The 19,768-nt window shown below is 36.3% G+C and carries 14 protein-coding genes and 1 tRNA gene; 9 read left to right on the top strand and 6 right to left on the bottom strand.

The window, feature by feature from the left end; genetic code table 11:
- Positions 1–54: 54 nt before the first annotated feature.
- Positions 55–417 carry a SnoaL-like domain-containing protein gene (locus C1S72_RS02010; protein ID WP_104734007.1) on the top strand — a complete coding sequence of 121 codons (363 nt, stop codon included), beginning with the start codon at positions 55–57 and terminating at the stop codon, positions 415–417.
- A gap of 43 nt (positions 418–460) precedes the next feature.
- On the opposite strand, the gene murA is transcribed toward C1S72_RS02010, so the two are convergent.
- From murA to C1S72_RS02025, 3 genes are all read right to left on the bottom strand, one after another.
- Positions 461–1,780 (bottom strand): UDP-N-acetylglucosamine 1-carboxyvinyltransferase, encoded by a 1,320-nt coding sequence (gene murA, locus C1S72_RS02015; RefSeq protein WP_104734008.1) that lies wholly within the window; start codon positions 1,778–1,780, stop codon positions 461–463.
- Positions 1,781–1,785: 5 nt separating this feature from the next.
- Positions 1,786–2,433 (bottom strand): DUF4290 domain-containing protein, encoded by a 648-nt coding sequence (locus C1S72_RS02020; protein WP_104734009.1) that lies wholly within the window; start codon positions 2,431–2,433, stop codon positions 1,786–1,788.
- A gap of 66 nt (positions 2,434–2,499) precedes the next feature.
- Positions 2,500–2,793 carry a DUF493 family protein gene (locus tag C1S72_RS02025; protein ID WP_104734010.1) on the bottom strand — a complete coding sequence of 98 codons (294 nt, stop codon included), beginning with the start codon at positions 2,791–2,793 and terminating at the stop codon, positions 2,500–2,502.
- A gap of 91 nt (positions 2,794–2,884) precedes the next feature.
- Here C1S72_RS02025 and C1S72_RS02030 point away from each other — a divergent pair, with 91 nt between their 5' ends.
- The 5 genes from C1S72_RS02030 to C1S72_RS02050 all read left to right on the top strand — a co-directional run bounded on the left by C1S72_RS02030 (position 2,885) and on the right by C1S72_RS02050 (position 7,426).
- The gene (locus C1S72_RS02030) at positions 2,885–3,427 is read left to right on the top strand and encodes an AAA family ATPase (protein ID WP_104734011.1); all 543 of its coding nucleotides are present in this window, start codon (positions 2,885–2,887) and stop codon (positions 3,425–3,427) included.
- Positions 3,427–5,331: a RecQ family ATP-dependent DNA helicase gene (locus C1S72_RS02035; protein ID WP_104734012.1), complete on the top strand. Its 1,905-nt coding sequence runs from the start codon at positions 3,427–3,429 to the stop codon at positions 5,329–5,331. The genes C1S72_RS02030 and C1S72_RS02035 overlap by 1 nt, the downstream gene beginning before the upstream one ends.
- Entirely contained in the window at positions 5,328–6,278 is a 951-nt protein-coding gene (gene fmt, locus C1S72_RS02040; RefSeq protein ID WP_104734013.1) for a methionyl-tRNA formyltransferase, read from the top strand. The genes C1S72_RS02035 and fmt overlap by 4 nt, the downstream gene beginning before the upstream one ends.
- 191 nt (positions 6,279–6,469) lie before the next feature.
- Positions 6,470–6,742: an HU family DNA-binding protein gene (locus tag C1S72_RS02045; protein WP_092206834.1), complete on the top strand. Its 273-nt coding sequence runs from the start codon at positions 6,470–6,472 to the stop codon at positions 6,740–6,742.
- A gap of 123 nt (positions 6,743–6,865) precedes the next feature.
- Positions 6,866–7,426, top strand: coding sequence for a YqgE/AlgH family protein (locus C1S72_RS02050; protein ID WP_104735751.1), 561 nt, complete (start codon positions 6,866–6,868; stop codon positions 7,424–7,426).
- Here the strand turns inward: C1S72_RS02050 and C1S72_RS02055 are convergent.
- Both C1S72_RS02055 and C1S72_RS02060 read right to left on the bottom strand, forming a co-directional pair.
- Positions 7,419–8,264: an aminotransferase class IV gene (locus C1S72_RS02055; RefSeq protein ID WP_104734014.1), complete on the bottom strand. Its 846-nt coding sequence runs from the start codon at positions 8,262–8,264 to the stop codon at positions 7,419–7,421. The genes C1S72_RS02050 and C1S72_RS02055 overlap by 8 nt on opposite strands.
- A gap of 57 nt (positions 8,265–8,321) precedes the next feature.
- Positions 8,322–8,708, bottom strand: coding sequence for an START-like domain-containing protein (locus C1S72_RS02060; RefSeq protein WP_104734015.1), 387 nt, complete (start codon positions 8,706–8,708; stop codon positions 8,322–8,324).
- Between the two features lie 175 nt (positions 8,709–8,883).
- Between C1S72_RS02060 and C1S72_RS02065 the strand changes: the two genes are divergently transcribed.
- Positions 8,884–8,957 (top strand) — tRNA-Met (locus C1S72_RS02065).
- Positions 8,958–9,806: 849 nt separating this feature from the next.
- Here C1S72_RS02065 and C1S72_RS02070 read toward each other — a convergent pair.
- A complete protein-coding gene (locus tag C1S72_RS02070; RefSeq protein WP_104734016.1) occupies positions 9,807–10,574 on the bottom strand; it encodes a hypothetical protein in 768 nt (255 codons plus the stop codon).
- Positions 10,575–10,806: 232 nt separating this feature from the next.
- On the opposite strand from C1S72_RS02070, the gene C1S72_RS02075 reads away from it, so the two are divergent.
- Both C1S72_RS02075 and C1S72_RS02085 read left to right on the top strand, forming a co-directional pair.
- Complete coding sequence (locus C1S72_RS02075) at positions 10,807–11,157, top strand: ribose-5-phosphate isomerase (protein WP_104734017.1); 351 nt, start codon at positions 10,807–10,809, stop codon at positions 11,155–11,157.
- 687 nt (positions 11,158–11,844) lie between these two features.
- Positions 11,845–19,584 (top strand): immunoglobulin-like domain-containing protein, encoded by a 7,740-nt coding sequence (locus C1S72_RS02085; protein WP_104734019.1) that lies wholly within the window; start codon positions 11,845–11,847, stop codon positions 19,582–19,584.
- Positions 19,585–19,768 lie beyond the last annotated feature (184 nt).

The following is a 19,768-nucleotide window of genomic DNA, read 5'->3' on the forward strand; positions in this document are numbered from 1 at the left end:
ACCTGATATTTAATTTTTTACTAGCTTTAGTAAATAACTTAAAATCCAAAAACAATGAATACAAAAGAAGTAGCAAATAAATGGCGAACCATGTGTCAAGAGGGCAAAAACTTGGACTGTATCAATGAATTTTATGCAGATAATGTAGTGAGCAAAGAAATGCCCGGTATGCCAGGAGAAGTCATTACTGGAAAACAAAATGTTTGGAATAAAAGCAAAGAATGGTTAGACAGTGTTGAAAATTTTCACTCAAGTGAAATTAGCGAACCCGTTATAGCTGGAAACTTTTTTACAGCCAAAATGGGATTTGATTGCACGTTTAAAGAACGTGGCAGACAAAAAATGGAAGAGGTCTGTGTGTACGAGGTCAAAGATGGCAAAATTGCCAGTGAACAATATTTTTATAGTATGGAGTAGCACGCAAATAAAAAAGCTTCGAAATTTTCGAAGCTTTTTTTTGTTATTCATGTTCTTTAAGACGCTCAATTTTGGCTCCAATAGCTCGTAAACGCTCGTCTATATTTTCGTATCCTCTATCAATTTGTTCAATATTGTGAATGGTTGATGTGCCTCTAGCAGATAAAGCTGCTATTAACAGCGATACACCTGCACGTATATCTGGAGATGTCATTGTTGTTGCTTTTAAATCAGACTGAAAATCATGACCAATAACGGTAGCTCTATGTGGATCGCAGAGAATAATTTTTGCTCCCATATCAATAAGTTTATCCACAAAGAACAAACGACTTTCAAACATTTTTTGATGTACTAAAACACTACCTCTAGCTTGTGTAGCAACCACCAGAATAATACTCAATAAATCTGGTGTAAAGCCTGGCCAAGGTGCATCGGAAATGGTTAAAATAGAACCATCTATATAACTTTGAATTTCATATCCATCTACATGGGCTGGTATGTGAATATCATCACCGCGTCTTTCAACTGTAATACCCAATTTTCTAAATACGTTAGGAATTTGACCTAAATCATCCCAACTTACATTGGTTATGGTCAACTCACTTTTTGTCATCGCTGCCAATCCAATCCAGCTACCAATTTCAATCATATCTGGTAACATGGTATGTTCTGTACCACCAAGGCTATCAACACCTTCAATGATTAGCATATTAGATCCAATACCTTTTATATTTGCTCCCATCCTATTTAACATCTTACACAGCTGTTGCAAATAAGGTTCGCATGCGGCGTTATAGATTGTAGTAGTTCCTTCTGCCAAAACTGCAGCCATAACAATATTAGCTGTTCCTGTAACAGAAGCCTCGTCGAGTAACATATAAGTTCCAACTAACTTATCAGCTTCTACACCATAAAAATAATCTTCGCGATTATAACGGAATTTGGCTCCTAAACTTATAAAGCCTTCAAAATGGGTATCTAAACGTCTGCGTCCTATTTTATCGCCTCCAGGCTTAGGAATATATCCTTTACCAAATCTAGCCAATAAAGGACCAACTATCATGATGGAACCTCTTAGGCCTCGACCATCTACCTTAAAAGCTTCAGATTCTAAATATTTTAAATTGACCTCATCAGCTTGAAACGAATAAGCATTATTGGATAGCTTCTCAATCTTTACACCTAGCTTTCTTAAAAGTTCTATAAGTTTATTGACATCAACAATATCAGGTATATTATGAATAGTGACTTTTTCTGGAGTCAACAATACAGCGCATAAAATTTGAAGTGCTTCGTTTTTTGCTCCTTGAGGCTGGATGCTTCCTTTTAATTGATTGCCTCCTTCAATTTTAAATATTCCCATGAAGTTTAATAGCGTTTTCTATTTCTATTATTATTTTTTTTGTGATGTGCCTTTTTACTGGAGTTAGAACTGTATTTCTTTTTACTACGCATTAAGCTACTGGCATCGGTTAAATCTTCATCTGCATTAAGCAAATTGATTTTTCCTCCTGACAATTCTCGGAGATGCTCAAAAATCACATCATCCTCAACGGTGTCTTTGTTCCAGTTTAAAAAACATTTTTTCATATGGTTGGCTATGGTATAAACCAAAGCCTCTTTCAACTCGCCTTCCTCCCAAGTATTAGCCACATCAATCATGGTTTTAATATTATTTCCGTAGAAACGATATTTTGGATGGTTCTGCGGATAATCTAATGTTTCTGGACGTTCCGAGAGCACTTCTTTTGAAGGCTTTTCATAAGGTGAATCGGCATCTAATTCAAAATTAGACATGATAAATAATTGATCCCAAAGCTTGTGTTGAAAATCTGGTACATCACGCAAATGAGGCTGCAAATTACCCATCACAGATATGATGGCTTGAGCCAATTTATTACGTTCTTCTTTAGTTTCACGTGTTTTGGCATAATTCACCATTTTCTGTAAATGCCTACCGTATTCTGGTATAATTAAATGTTCGCGTTCCGAATTGTATTCTAAATGTTCTATCAAAATAAAAATGTGTAGAGGTTAACTTTTAGCAAGAAGTATCATGCCTGCGCAAAGTACAAAAAAATTCTAAAGACTAATAACTCCTTGAACGTTTTCTGCCACTTCTTTATATTTGGCAATAACATCTTCTGGTGTTTTCATATTAACGTTAATAGAAACGCTGGTATATTTACCATTTTTTGATTCGGTGGTATTAATTACGGCTCCCATATTATCAAAAAGTGCTTCAACTTCTGAAATGCCATTACCTTCCGATTTTACAATAAACTTATACAAATACTCAGATGGCCACGTAGCCGTATCATATAATTGACCCTTTAACTTTTCGTAAAAAGCATCCGGATTTTGATTCTCTTCCATATTAATTACATTAAGCTACAAAGATACTGTTTCCAATTCATTTTTTAGTTTCCTTTTTAATTACGATTTTTACATCCAAAATGTCGCTGTCTTGAACGTAAAAAAAATTGTAATTACTGGTGGTCCTGGAACTGGAAAAACGTCCATTATAAATGAATTAAAAAGACTGGGACATGTTTGTTTAGACGAAATTTCACGTGAAGTTACTCTAAAAGCGCGTAAGGAAGGTATTGAACAGTTATTCTTAACACAACCACTACTCTTTAGCGAACTCTTATTAAAAGGACGTGAAACACAATTTTCGCAGGCAAACACATTAGGAAAAGATTTGGTTTTTTTAGATCGAGGCATTCCTGATGTTATTGCCTATATGGATTATATTGGTGATGCATATCCTGAAAAATTTGTAAACAGTTGCAAAAACAATGTCTATGATATGGCTTTTATTTTAGAGCCTTGGCAAGAAATATTTGTAAGTGATAGTGAACGTTATGAAAACTTTGATCAAGCTGTAAAAATTCATCATCATCTTCTTAATACCTATGAGCGTTTTAACTACGCGCTCATGGATGTACCCTTTGATACCATTGAAAATAGAGCACAATTTATTCTTAATGTTGTAAAGAAACTATAATGGAACAACCCATCAATATATTAGAGAGATATTGGGGTTTTACAACTTTCAGACCATTACAAGAATCCATAATTAATGCGGTACTTGATAATGAAGACACCTTTGCGCTATTGCCAACTGGTGGCGGAAAATCACTTTGCTTCCAAATACCTGCTTTAATAAAAGAAGGGATTTGTATTGTGGTTTCACCTTTAATAGCCTTGATGAAAAATCAAGTTCAGGCACTCAACGAAAAAGGTATCAAAGCTATGGCATTAACCAGTGGTATTGCCTACAGTGAATTAGACACCATGTTGGACAATTGTATTTATGGTAATTATAAGTTTTTATACCTCTCCCCAGAACGCTTACAACAAGAAATCGTACAGGATAGAATCCGTCAAATGCATGTAAACCTCATTGCTGTTGATGAAGCACACTGCATTTCGCAATGGGGAAATGATTTTAGACCAGCTTATAAAAACATTGTCACGCTCCGAGAAATTCAACCCAATGTCAACTGCATAGCATTAACGGCTTCGGCAACGCCAAAAGTGGTTGATGATATTGTAGCTGAACTCGATTTTATTGATGCCAAAATATTTCAACAGTCATTTCATAGAGATAACTTGGCGTATATGACATTCGAAACCGAAGACAAACGCTATGAACTAGAGCGCATCCTAAAAAAAAATCAAGCGCCTTCAATCATTTATGTTAGAAACAGAAAGGCTACCCTTGAAATAAGCAGCTTTCTCGAAAGCAAAGGTTTCGCGACAACATATTTTCATGGTGGGCTCTCTAATTACGAAAAAGATCAACGACTTAACGCTTGGTTACGCGAACAAAAACCCATTATGGTTTCAACAAATGCCTTTGGAATGGGTATTGATAAACCTAATGTAAAAACTGTTATTCATTTAAATTTACCAGATAGTTTAGAGAGTTATTTTCAAGAAGCTGGAAGAGCTGGTAGAAATGGTAATAAAGCCTTTGCCGTTATTCTTAAAAGTAATTCAGATGAAGCACATCTAAAAAATCAATTTTTAAAAGTTTTACCTACTATTTATTTTATTAAAACAGTATATAGAAAACTCTGTAATTACTTTCAAGTTTCCTATGGCGAAGGCCAGCATAAGAGTTTTGATTTCAACTTTAATTCATTTTGCAAAACCTATAATTTTAATAGTGCTTTAGCCTATAATGCATTACAAGCCTTAGATCGTACAAGTGTCATTAATTTATCACAGCAATTCAAAAATCAAACAAGCTTACAATTTATAGTATCTAATAATAGCTTGTTTCAATACTTGAACAACCATCCCAATTTAAGTCTTACAGTTAAGTCACTATTACGAACATATGGTGGTATTTTTGAACATGAAACAACTATTAACACGCTACGGATTTCGGAAAAAGTTTCTATTACAGAAAAAGAGTTAGAGAACAAACTCCTAATGTTAGAAAAAGATGAGATCATCGCACTAAAATTATCTCGAACAGATGCGCAAATTACATTTATTGAGCCACGGGAAGACGATAAAACCATCAACAGAATTGCCAAAACCATCGAACAACAGAATAAGGTAAAAACCAATCAAGTCGCTTCGGTTATAGCATATATGAGCAATAATGATACCTGCAAGAGTATCCAGCTTTTAAGTTATTTTGGCGAAACCAATTTGGAGCCTTGTGGTATCTGTTCAGTTTGTATTAAAGATAAACAAGTGCAGCAAACAGACGCTGTAAAAGATATTACCGAAGCCATTATCACAAAATTAGAGCTTGGTCCATTATCATCTCGGGAAATGGTTGAACAACTAAAATTCAATAAAGAAATAATCCATAACACGCTAAAAGTCTTATTAGAACATGGCGTGATAGCTATCACAAACAACAACACCTATAAATTATCACATGTATGAACAAGGAACTGCGAATAGTTTTTATGGGAACACCAGATTTTGCTGTTGCCACCTTAAAAACCCTGGTTGAAAATAACTATCAAATTGTTGGAGTCATTACAGCTCCCGATAAGCCAGCAGGTAGAGGTCGTAAAATTCAGGAGTCGGCCGTAAAGACCTATGCAAAATCACAAGGTTTGCACATTATGCAACCTACCAACTTAAAGCATGACGATTTTGTTCAAGAATTAAAATTTTTAGAAGCCAATTTACAAATTGTGGTAGCCTTTAGAATGCTGCCAAAAATTGTTTGGCAAATGCCCGAATATGGCACCTTTAATTTACATGCCTCTTTGCTACCCAATTATCGTGGTGCGGCTCCTATTAACTGGGCTATAATAAATGGTGAAACAAAAACAGGGGTTACCACCTTCTTTATTGATGAAAAAATTGATACCGGTGAAATGATTCTTCAAAAGGAAGTTGCTATTGAAGATGAAGATAATGCTGGTACTCTTCATGACAAGTTAATGACCACAGGAAGCCAACTGGTTCTTGAAACCGTTAAACGAATAGAACAAGGTCAGGTTAAAACCAGTATCCAAAAAGAAAACCCGACCATTAAGGATGCTCATAAATTAAATAAAGACAATTGTAAAATAAACTGGGATAATGATATCAAGACCATTCACAACAAAGTTCGTGGTCTCAATCCCTACCCTGGAGCTTGGTGTTATTTAGAAAATGGTGAAGAACAGTTAGAAATTAAACTCTACCAAACAAGTTGGGTATTTGATAATCATGACCTTACTATAGGAACCCTAGTTGCTGATAAAAAAACTCTTAAAGTAGCTGCATCAAATGGCTTCATTTTGGTAGAACAAATTAAACTACCTGGTAAACGAAAAATGGATATAATTTCACTGCTAAACGGATACCATTTTCACGACAATGCCAAAATGCTGTAAACCCCTATCATTACTCATATCTTAAAAACATCGATAAAATGCACGCTCGTTATTAACAAAAGTGTTAAGTTATCAACAAATTCATGCATTTGCCTTGCTATTACTTGCGTGATACGATAATCCGTATAAATTTGTAGAGGATTTAACAAAAATGTTTAACCAACAATTTATTAATAATTAAAAATTAAATTATGAACAAAACAGATTTAATCGATGCTATGGCAGAACACGCAGGAATTACTAAAGCAGCTGCAAAAAAAGCTTTAGAGTGCGCGTTAATTGAAATTGAAGGAGCTTTACAAAAAGGTAACAGAGTTTCTTTAGTAGGATTTGGTTCTTGGTCAGTTTCTAGAAGAGCTGCAAGAGATGGAAGAAACCCACAAACAGGAAAGACTATTAAAATTAAGGCTAAAAATGTAGTTAAATTTAAAGCTGGTTCTGATTTATCAAGAGCAGTAAACTAATTTAAGCTTTACCATATTTTTAAAAAGGTCTTCAATTTTGAAGACCTTTTTGCTTATAAATGCTTTTATCTATTTGTTTTTTATAAAAAAAATGTTAGTTTTAGTAAGTAAATGCCCAACTATATGATTACAATACAACCCAAAAAAGGTAATTTGTTAATCGCCGAACCATCAATCATTGGTGATGTCTCCTTCAACCGTTCCATAATTTTACTGGCAGACCATAATAACGAAGGCTCTATTGGCTTTATATTAAATAAACCGCTAGACTATACCATATCCGATTTAATCCCGGAATTAGACACCAAAATGCGGGTTTATAATGGTGGACCTGTGGAACAAGACAATCTGTACTTCATTCATAAAATCCCAGAGTTAATCCCGGATAGTGTCGAAATTTCCTTGGGTATTTATTGGGGTGGCGATTTTAATAAAGTAGCTGAGCTCATTGCCGAAAATAAAATCAATGAAAAGAGCATTCGTTTCTTTTTAGGTTATTCAGGTTGGGAAGCCAACCAATTAAACGAAGAACTCAAATCCAATTCATGGATTGTTACTGAAAATATCTACAAAAAATCCATCATCGAAAAAGACTACGAAACCTTTTGGAAAGAAAAAATGTTGGAATTTGGAGGCGAATACACCATTTGGTCCAATGCACCAGAAGATCCTAGTTTTAACTAGTTAACCGAATCAGCGTATTCACTTTTTGAAAGATGTCCTTGGCTACTTGGTTATCAAATTCCTTTTTACGGTATTTACTCACTGGCTGAATCCCTGTAATCACATTAGTAATAAATAACTCATCAGACTTTTGCAATTCAAATGGAGACACATGATCTTCAATCAAAACATAGTTAGGTGATTTCTCTATCACATCCAGTACCTGCTTGCGCATAACACCTTTAAGGCAGCCATCTTCCAAAGGTGGTGTTTTAATGTCGTTCCCTTTCACCAGAAATATATTGCCATTCAAAGCCTCAACCACATGTTTGTTTGTATTTAACAGTAAACAATTGTCAAGCGTGTTTTCTTGGGCATAAATACTACCAACCACATTAATAGCCTTGTTGTTGGTTTTTAAGGTTGACAACAAACTAGGCGACACATAATAATCCTTAAACAAATCTACTTCATAAGGCGCATCATTAAAAAGATAGAAATCTGAAGCCAAGGGCCACACCTGAATTATAAAACCAACGCCGTTATCTTCAGGTGTATATAAACCACCTGCATGTCTATAAACGGACAATTTTACCCGTGTTGTTGCCTGCCCCAAGTCATTGGCCTGTATGGTAGCCTGTAATTGCGATTCCAAAAACTCCATGGTAAAATTCATAGGGATGTCCATACGTAAGATGCGCATAGAAGCCATGAGTCTAAAATAGTGATCTTCCCAAAACAACACCTTTCCGTAAGAAACTTTAAGGGTTTCAAAAAGGGTGTCGCCATAAGCAAAACCACGGTTAGTAGGTTTTAGAATGGTATCGTTATTTGTGAGGTCGCCGTTGTGATTAATCATAAAAAAAGTCCCGAAATAAATTCGGGACAAAGATATGGTTTATATTAAAATTGGCAGTTATGCAGAACCTAATACTTGTTTTAAATCTGCAATTTGATTTTCCCATAGCATTTTAGACTCATCAACCTCATCTTCTTCGGCAAAATCAATGACAATAATTGAGACATCTTTTGTGATTTCATCAACCTGAATACGAATTTCAAAGTAATAAGGATCCTCTTCATCAGCAAGCCACTTAAACTTGATGCGCTCACCACTTTTTTTGCTCACCAATTTAGCTTGTTCTTCAGTGCCATCCCAGATGAATTTAAACAGCTCGCCACGTGAGTTCACATTCTCGGCAAACCACTCTGATAATCCAGAAGGGGTAGATATGTATTGATATAATAATTGCGGTGAAGCGTGTATAGGAAACTCCATTTCAAATTTCACTTTTTCGTCCATAGTCATAAATATAATTTGTTCGCTCAATATATACATTAATTGATAAGTTTTAAAACTATTTTTTATAAATATTTTATTGTGACAATATTTGTACTGAATAAATTTGTTGTTATATTTGCAGCCTCAAAAACGGTATGCGCCGTTAATTATGAGATTCCTATTTTCATAGGAAAATGGCGAGATAGCTCAGTTGGTTAGAGCGTCGGATTCATAACCCGGAGGTCCCGAGTTCAAATCTCGGTCTCGCTACAACAGTAAAAGCCTGATGGTATCATCAGGCTTTTTTATACCTCGAAGCGAAAAGCTTGCTTTAAAGCGCAGGGGTGTAACAAAAGAACTGTTTAGTGCCTTCGAGAGCATTTCGACAGGCTCAATGTGACACCATTAGCATCAAACAATAGGTTATTACATGTGTACAGCTTACTTGGCAAAGATTCTATAAATCTCATCAAGTACTCCCCTCCGGATTCACTGATATATAAAGCTAAAAAAGCACTTAAACGGTAAAAACGACATGCCACAGCGTTTAAAAGAAAATTCATACTGTTTGTCTTTTTTATTGTTGTATATACAACAGTGCATTTTATATTAGCCCTACCGTAACATAAGTAGGTTAAGTTTTATGGTAGATTTGGGGCAAAAAAGACAAACGTATCGTTTGTCTTTTTTCATTCGTACCCGTGTCGTACTTTGGCAACGTGAGTATTACAGAAATACGAAGTTACCATGCTGTACTCGTTACGGCTTTTATAGTCCGTCACCAAAAGTAGACTCCCAATCCAGTAACCCATTTCCTGGGCAGCAGGAACACAACGACCTACTAATTCTAGATTTTTTTGTTTCGCTTGCCTTGAACCTGTCGAAAGGTTTAGGCGATGAAAGAGAGAAAAGACAAACAAACATATTTCTGTGAATTCGCCCCTACAATTATAAGTCACTTCAAGTGTTCCGACTTTTAGTGTTGGAATGTATGAGCTTATATGCAGTGTATTGAAATACATCAATATAAAATAAATAGATACTCAAACCCAATGCTTATTATTAACAAAGCCCATCTCAAACAGATAGGCTTTAATACATTGGTGTATGTAAACTGAATTAATTCATCATACCTGTGGTTAAGGAAGGTACCAATTGCATGGTCTCCGTCATTTCGCCCCAGCTTTCTAATGAGGCATCAAAATTCGTCTGGTCTTCTTTAAAGGTGCCCCAGCCAAATAACTCATCATAGTCTTCCATAAAGTTGTTTTCATGTTCTACGTCTGACCAGCGTTTGTCTTGATACTTATTAAAACCTCTAACAACTACAAACATATTATCGCTACCGCCACTTATACATCTAAACATTAATTGCGAGTCTTGATAGCCTCTTTTTTCTAATGTTTTGGTAATACGATAAATAAATCTCCTGAAATGTGTTATGCCATCGGGTTTAACATCATAGGTGGTACGTTCTAAATACTTTGCAGGAGTTCCCGGATTTTCAGGATCCCAATTTAGGGTTGCATTGTTAATACGGTCCCATCGCATTTGACCGCTAGCTTTCGCCACAAATTTAGAGACATTTTTATCCCAATAATCGCCTTCAGCACTGCGGTCTATGTCATAGTCTTTAGGAAACTTCATAGATTCCACACGTTCATACGTACCGCTGTTTCTGCCGGTTACAATCTTATACGTAAACATGGCTGTTTCGGCTGAATTATTAAACATTTGCATTTTTTTGGCTACTGCGGCTTCAAAGTCTGCCGTTTTCCCCTCCTTTGCGGTATATCGCCAAGAGTTCCAGTAATCATTGTTTTCATTACGCTGCGCGTAAAGGTTTGCACACAAGATAAGTGCCAGACCAATCCATAAATTTTTCATAATAATTGCATTTAAAAAGCTCTTTTAGATCAACCCGAAATGGGTAAGAGAAGAAGAAAATTTAAGCTTTGGTTAGTTGAATGTGAACAAGTTACTGTTTATTTTGGAATAACGTACGTAAATAAGGACAAAAAGAGATAACTTTTAAATAAGAGTTAGTTGTTTGACTTTTACTCATTACATTTAGAAAATAATTATTTTTATACCTTAACTATAAGTTTTAAACCTCAAAATGCCCAAAACCCAATACCGCATCTATGTAGTGGAACTCAAAAAGAAGGTTTTTACGGAGAACGCCAAGTTCCGTGCTGCCAATCCGCAGTTTAATGGTGTGTTGGAGTGCCTGTATGTGGGTATGACCAGTAAGACACCCCAAGAGCGCTTTATGCAGCATAAAACAGGGTATCGCAATAAAAAGGGTTATAAATTATCGGCTAACATTGTTGAAAAATATGGGGCTTACCTCCGCCCTAGCCTCTATAACCATATTGATCCTGTAAGCACCCGAGCCGAAGCCATTAAACTGGAAGCAGCATTGGCTTTGGAACTGCGTAGGAAACGGTATGCGGTATGGTATAATTAAACATGCTTTTCTCGATACAGTTTTACTTTATATAATTACGCGAACTGACAACAACCTTAAACTGATAGATTGACAGGTCACTTTACTCCATATTATTGGACAATACTATTTTGCGTATAAATTACTCAGGAGTTTTAAGGATGGGGTTGTTATATATACACAAACAGCACGCAAGTAATTTGAAACATACAGTAAACTTCTGGAACGGAGTCCCTAAAAAGAAACAAATTTTTGAATGCATATATAGTTTAAGTTGGTTAAAAAGAAGCATCAAAAAACAGGAGCATTTTGATGCTTTTTTGTTTCGACAAACGCCCTTTTTACTCGGTGTAAAGTATAAAAAACACGATGAAATGCATTTTTTTATAGGAAATTTGATTTTTTCTTTTTATCATTGTGCTAAATAATTGAATAAAGTTATGCTAGTGAGTTTGTTATCTTAAATAAAATAAAACGATAACTTAAATAACTCACAATGTTTGGTTTACGGTTCTATACAGAATAAAATGGTATTTGAACGAATATATTTGTTCTAGGGTCGTAATCACAATAATTTCGTTCTATCCCTCTTGAACAGTTAATAGCTAACTAGTGCTAAATAAAAGCTAAAGTTCAATTAATCCATTTAAAAATTTTGGCTTCATTTTGGTTATTGGTTAACGCCCCATAACTTTTAACTATTTGAGTATGAGAAAAATTACGTTTAAGTTACTTATTGTATCTTTTTTAATAATCCACAGTGTGGGTTATTCTAAAGTCGTATATGATAGTCATCAGCCTACTGATGCGAATCTCACCACTATAGATTCAAAATCCGCCATTAACAATTTTGTATCCTTTAATCCGTACACGGAAGCTAGAGCTTTGGCTATAGCAGTTTGTCAAGATATTTCTGTGAACCTAGATGGTTCTGGTAATGCCACTATTGTCGCTGCTGACATTGACAACGGTAGTGTTGGAGATGGGTTCGCCATTGATATATCTACTTTTTCATGTACTGATGTTGGAACACCCGTAACGGTTACCTTAACGGTTACGCAAAGTTTAACAGGTACAAGCGATACTTGTACAGCGCAGGTAACTGTGCTTGACACGCTAATTCCTACTATAACGTTAAATGGGGCAAATCCGCAAACGTTAGAAGCTTGCAGTTCTTACAATGAATTAGGTGCAGTTGCTAATGATAATTGTGCTGGTGTGGGTGCTGTGGTTATTGATGCCTCGGCGGTTAATATGAACGTACCTGGTAGTTATACGGTTACCTATAATGTGGATGATGCTGCTAGTAATTCAGCGACGCAAGTAACACGTACGGTGAATGTTGTTGATACAACCGATCCGACTATCACGCTTAATGGTGCTGCTACAGTAACTGTTGAAGCTTGTGGCACCTATAATGAATTAGGCGCTACTGCTGATGATGGTTGTTTAGCTATTGGTGCGGTAACGGTTGATAATTCTGCGGTAAATACCAATGCTGTTGGTTCGTATACCGTAACCTATAATGTAACAGATGCTGAAGGTAATTCAGCGACGCAAGTAACACGAACGGTAAACGTTGTTGATACAACCGATCCGACTATAACACTTAATGGTGCTGCTACAGTAACTGTTGAAGCTTGTGGAACCTATAATGAATTAGGCGCTACTGCTGATGATGGTTGTTTAGCTATTGGTGCGGTAACGGTTGATAATTCTGCTGTAAATACCAACGCTGTTGGTTCATATATTGTAACCTATAATGTGGATGATGCTGCTGGTAATTCAGCGACGCAAGTAACACGTACGGTGAATGTTGTTGATACAACCGATCCGACTATCACGCTTAATGGTGCTGCTACAGTAACTGTTGAAGCTTGTGGTACCTATAATGAATTAGGCGCTACTGCTGATGATGGTTGTTTAGCTATTGGTGCGGTAACTGTTGATAATTCTGCGGTAAATACCAATGCTGTTGGTTCATATACCGTAACCTATAATGTATCAGATGCTGAAGGTAATTCAGCGACGCAAGTAACACGAACGGTAAACGTTGTTGATACAACCGATCCGACTATCACGCTTAATGGTGCTGCTACAATAACTGTTGAAGCTTGTGGTACCTATAATGAATTAGGCGCTACTGCTGATGATGGTTGTTTAGCTATTGGTGCGGTAACTGTTGATAATTCTGCGGTAAATACCAATGCTGTTGGTTCGTATACCGTAACCTATAATGTATCAGATGCTGAAGGTAATTCAGCGACGCAAGTAACACGAACGGTAAACGTTGTTGATACAACCGATCCGACTATCACGCTTAATGGTGCTGCTACAGTAACTGTTGAAGCTTGTGGAACCTATAATGAATTAGGCGCTACTGCTGATGATGGCTGTTTAGCTATTGGTGCCGTAACGGTTGATAATTCTGCGGTAAATACCAATGCTGTTGGTTCATATACCGTAACCTATAATGTAACAGATGCTGAAGGTAATTCAGCGACGCAAGTAACACGTACGGTGAACGTTGTTGATACAACCGATCCGACTATCACGCTTAATGGTGCTGCTACAGTAACTGTTGAAGCTTGTGGTACATATAATGAATTAGGCGCTACTGCTGATGATGGTTGTTTAGCTATTGGTGCGGTAACGGTTGATAATTCTGCTGTAAATACCAACGCTGTTGGTTCATATACTGTAACCTATAATGTAACAGATGCTGAAGGTAATTCAGCGACGCAAGTAACACGAACGGTAAACGTTGTTGATACAACCGATCCGACTATCACGCTTAATGGTGCTGCTACAATAACTGTTGAAGCTTGTGGTACCTATAATGAATTAGGCGCTACTGCTGATGATGGTTGTTTAGCTATTGGTGCGGTAACTGTTGATAATTCTGCGGTAAATACCAATGCTGTTGGTTCGTATACCGTAACCTATAATGTATCAGATGCTGAAGGTAATTCAGCGACGCAAGTAACACGAACGGTAAACGTTGTTGATACAACCGATCCGACTATCACGCTTAATGGTGCTGCTACAGTAACTGTTGAAGCTTGTGGAACCTATAATGAATTAGGCGCTACTGCTGATGATGGCTGTTTAGCTATTGGTGCCGTAACGGTTGATAATTCTGCTGTAAATACCAATGCTGTTGGTTCATATACCGTAACCTATAATGTAACAGATGCTGAAGGTAATGCTGCGACGCAAGTAACACGTACGGTGAATGTTGTTGATACAACTGATCCGACTATCACGCTTAATGGTGCTGCTACAGTAACTGTTGAGGCTTGTGGTACCTATAATGAATTAGGCGCCACTGCTGATGATGGCTGTTTAGCTATTGGTGCGGTAACGGTTGATAATTCTGCTGTAAATACCAACGCTGTTGGTTCATATACTGTAACTTATAATGTATCGGATGCTGAAGGTAATTCAGCGACGCAAGTAACACGTACGGTGAATGTTGTTGATACAACTGATCCTAATGCTGTATGTCAAAATATTACCATACAATTAAATGCATCTGGAAATGCCTCTATTACGGCTTCAGATATTAATAATGGTTCGAATGATAGTTGTAGTTCTATAACTATAAGTGCTTCACAAACTGCTTTTAATTGTTCTGATTTAGGAAACAATAATGTGACACTTACCGTTACAGATGCTGAAGGTAATACTGATACGTGTATAGCAGTTGTTACTGTAGAGGACAATGTTAATCCAAATACACCAACATTACCAACCATAACGGCTCAATGTAATGTGACGGTTCCTACTCCAACTACAACGGATGGTTGTAACGGAACCATAACTGGAACAACCTCAAACCCTACAACATATAACACACAGGGTGCTTATGTTATTACATGGACATTTGATGACGGTAATGGTAATAGCATTAATGTCAATCAAAACGTGGTTATAAATGATACAGTAGATCCAGTTGCGATCTGTCAAGATATTACTTTGCCTTTAAGTAATGGAACAGGTACAGCTACTATAACTGCTGCACAAATAAATAATGGCTCTACCGATAATTGTAATACAAGTAATTTAACATACTCGTTATCACAATCTACTTTTGATTGTACAAATATTGGTCCGAATATCATAACATTGACTGTAACTGATGCAGGTGGTAATACAGATACCTGTACAGCTACCGTTACTGTTACTAGCCCAAATATTAATGGTGGTAGTGCTATTGGCTATTTGACTAATACAGAGACTGCTGCTGACGCTGATACAATAATTGAAGTTACAGCCTGTCCAGACGAACCACAAAATGCGATAATCACATTAAGTGGACAACAAGGTAATATTGTACGATGGGAGTTTTCTACTAATGGGGGCTTAAATTGGACTTCTGTTGCCAACACAACAAATACGTATAATTTTAACGATATTTTACAAACGACTTTAGTGCGCGCCGTAATTCAAATAGGTGCTTGTAGTGCTTATTCAAATTTAGTTTACGTTGCTGTTGTCCCGCCAGATGTACCGCCAACCATAGTTGGTCCTAGTTCATTTGACAATTGTATTGGTGATGTGATTACCGTTACTGCTCAAAGTGCTTTTGGTATAAATCCAGATTTTAACAATGGTGGTATGTTCAACGAAGCAAACCTTAATAATTTGGGTTGGATTGTTGATGGTGCCGCAGAAATGTCTGCAGGTGGTAACAATACCAATGATACCTACTGGAAAGAAACTAATGGTCCGAAGAAATTTAACGGTAGATGCTATGATACTACCGATAACTCAAAATTTGCTATAGTAAGTGGCGTATCAATTTATGATGCTCCAGACCATACTATTGCTCCTTTATCCACATTAGAGACTCCTATATTTAATACTCTTGGTCTTACAAATGCATCATTAGAGTTTGATCAAGCCTACTATTTGGAAGCTGGAGCTTGGTGTAAAATAGAACTGTCAGTAGATGGTGGTGCAACGTATAACATAGAATTAGATCCAGGTGCAGCTTATAATTATACCGGACCTAGTGATTCTGGGTTCCTTGCCAGTGTACCAGGTTTTACAGGACAATGTAGAAATACCACAGGTACTTTAGTTGACAAACCTGTTTCAATTGATTTACAAAGTTATATTGGTATGACTGGTTTGCGTATTAAATTCACATATTCTGGTACTACTAATAGTGCTTGGGCGTTGGATAATATTCGTATTCCACAAGCACCAGTTGATGAAGTTATTGAATGGGAAGATGAGGCTGGCGTTGTTGTAACAACAGGTGCTACCACAACCATAACACCCATTATTCCTGGTATTCAAATTTATGGTGCCACATCCCTAATTAATGGTTGCCGTTCAGAAGGTAGTGAAGGTACTGAATTTATAGATGTTAGTGCTAGTTTAGCCTATGCAGGTTTGGATGTTGATTTAACCACAGGAAACGACTGTGGTGAAGCTGAAATTCAATTGGCTGCTTATGATAATACCATTACAGCTTTAGACAATTACAACAATGGTGTTTGGGAACCAGGTGTCTATATTTATCCAGGTCAATCTTATGACCATGATAACAATGCCGCCACACCAAATATTATTGCTAATGAAAATCCTGATGGCACCATAAAAGACTTTATAGGAACTGGAAAAACTGGTTTTTGGTCAGCTACTGTAATTGATGATTTGGGTGGTTGTAATCCAGCGTATTCTTTTACAAATGCGAATAGTCCAAACTCTAAATTTATTGGTGAACCTGGTGAATATACTCTAACATGGACTGTTATTGTAGAATCTGAATCTTCACCTGGAGCCAATGATGCTGTTACGTGTAGTAGTGATATTAATGTGAAAATAGCAAAATGTAATGATGTTGATTTTGATGGTAATAATGATTACATAGCCTTTGATGATAATTTTGATCTATCTGGTAACTTTAGTATTTCGGCTTGGGTAAAACCTGAAGCAATTGGCGGTGACAAAACCATAATTTCGAAGAGAAATCCTAATAGTCCAAGTACTGGTTACGATTTAAAACTAAATAATGTTGGAAGACTTATATTTAGCTATAACAATAGTAATATTAACTCTGGCTCACGTCATTTAAATACTGACAGATGGTATCATGTAGCTGTTGTACGCCAAGGTTCAAACTATAAACTATATATTGATGGCATTGAAATAAGTTCCACAACAGGCTCTGCTCCTACTGGAAATAACAGTGATTGTCTGTTAGGTGCTGTTGAGCGCTCTACGGGAAAAACTAGTTTCTACAATGGCTGGATGGATGAAGTACGTATTTGGAATGTTGCACTTAATGTGAACCAGTTACGAGAAACTATGAATCAAGAAATCAGAGATAATGGTGGTTTAGTTGCTGGTGAAGTCATTCCATTAGATGTTCCAGGATTATCATGGAACAACCTAGACGGTTACTATAGAATGGGTGAAAACTGTGGAAAATTAACGCCTTACGCTGGTTCAATTTCTGGAAAATTACATAATATTAATTCACAACAAACTGAAAACGCCCCAATTCCTTACACCTCTCGTGTAGATGGTCAAAACTGGGCAACTGATAATACCTGGACACATTTCCAAGTTTGGGATGCACCAAATAGTATTGGTATTGATAACAGCACACCAATTGATTGGAATATTGTTCAAATTTCACATAATATTGATTCTGGAAATAAAGACATTACTGTTTTAGGATTAATATCTGATAATACAACGAAAGAATTAACCATAGCAAATCCAGGTTCTCCTCAAAATGAGACCAATACTGGTCAAATGTTATGGGTAACACATTACCTAGATTTAGATGGAAAAATAGATTTAGTTGGTGAGTCGCAACTCATTCAAAAGCGTTATAATGCTAGTCAAGTAAATGGCAGTATTTTCAATAATACGAGTTTAGGATATATTGAGCGAGACCAACAAGGTACCAGTAATCCGTTTAACTATAACTATTGGAGTTCTCCTGTAGCACAAAACAACGCTGCTGCTGATAATAGTAATAGTTATAACTTAAGTGGTGTGTTACGAGATGGTACAACAACCGTTAATAATCCAATGGGCAGACCAATTAATTGGATAGGTGGCTATACGGCTGCGGCCAGTAATCCAGCTCAAGTGAGTAATCGTTGGTTATATGCTTATATTAACAATCCTGCCGAGGACTATTATGAATGGGAATATATAGGTAATTCAACATCCATTCCAATTGGATTAGGTTATACTATGAAAGGTAGTGGAAATGCCGGAACAACCCAAAACTACGTGTATGTTGGAAAACCAAATAATGGCACCATTACAACACCTATTGGTGCAACAAGACAGTCGTTGGTTGGTAATCCATACCCTTCTGCTATAGATTCAAGACAGTTTATAATAGATAATGGTCCAAGTGGTACCAACAGTATTACGGGTACTTTATATTTCTGGGAGCATTATACATCTAATGCAACACACGTAACCGAATTATATGAAGGTGGTTATGCTGCTTTAAATTTCACTGGAGGTGTTGGCGCTGTTCAACATCCAGACTTAATCATTAGTAATAACGGAACTAAAGTTCCAGAACGTTATATTCCTGTTGGTCAAGGTTTCTTTGTAGAAGCAGGATCAAATACCAGTAATGTTGAGTTTAATAATGGTCAGCGAATCTTTAAAACTGAAGCATTTACAGCCGATTCCTATGAAGGCTCTGTGTTTATAAGAAGTGGTAATAACCAAAATAGAACTGAAGATTTAATTCAGCGTGTGAGATTGCGATTTACTTCTCCAGAAGGTGGAAAAAGACCATTACTACTAGGCTTTGTCCCTGGTGGTGCTGCAACCGATGGTGTTGACTGGGCTTATGATGGTAAGAATAATGATGAATCAAATGACAGTGATTTATCATGGTTGATAGAAGATAAGCGATTTGTAATTCAAGGTGTTGGTGAATTTGATATGACCAAGCAGTATCCGTTAGGTATGTTTTTAACTTCCAATGGTACTATCAATATTGAACTAACAGCATTAGAAAATTTTGAAACTGAAATTGACGTGTATATTTATGATTCTTTATTAGGAACGTATACACGCATTAATGATAGAGGTTTTGAACTGGATATGGACGCAGGTGAATACCTTGATAGGTTCTTTATTGCTTTCCAATCTGAAAGCTTATCAGTTGATGAATTTGAAAGCACAATAGAAAGTGATCTATTAGTGAACTACTTGAATAATTCAGGAGAAATTTATATAAATGTCCCTAATAATGTGACTGTGAAGCAAGTATTCTTAATCCAGATTCTTGGACAAACTGTTAATTCATGGCAAATAACTAACGCAAGTACTTATTTACTAGCTCCAGAAATTAGAATTCCTGTTAAAGGAATTACGGATGGTACCTACATTGTTAAAGTGATTACAAAAGATAATCAAACAATTAATAAGAAAGTAGTCATAAAAAAATAAAATAACTTATTGAATTTCTAAAAGCGACTCATATGAGTCGCTTTTTTTATTTGACTTTGTTAAAAAATAATGCATTTCATCGTTTTTTATCGTATTTCGTAGATTTAAGAGACTAAAATCATTATTTTAGTAGCACCTAACTTCCCTCCTTTTAATACCCAAATCAATGAGATTAATAGCCAAC

The sequence above is a fragment of the Hanstruepera ponticola genome, assembly GCF_002940745.1.
GTDB classification, from domain to species: Bacteria; Bacteroidota; Bacteroidia; order Flavobacteriales; family Flavobacteriaceae; genus Hanstruepera; species Hanstruepera ponticola.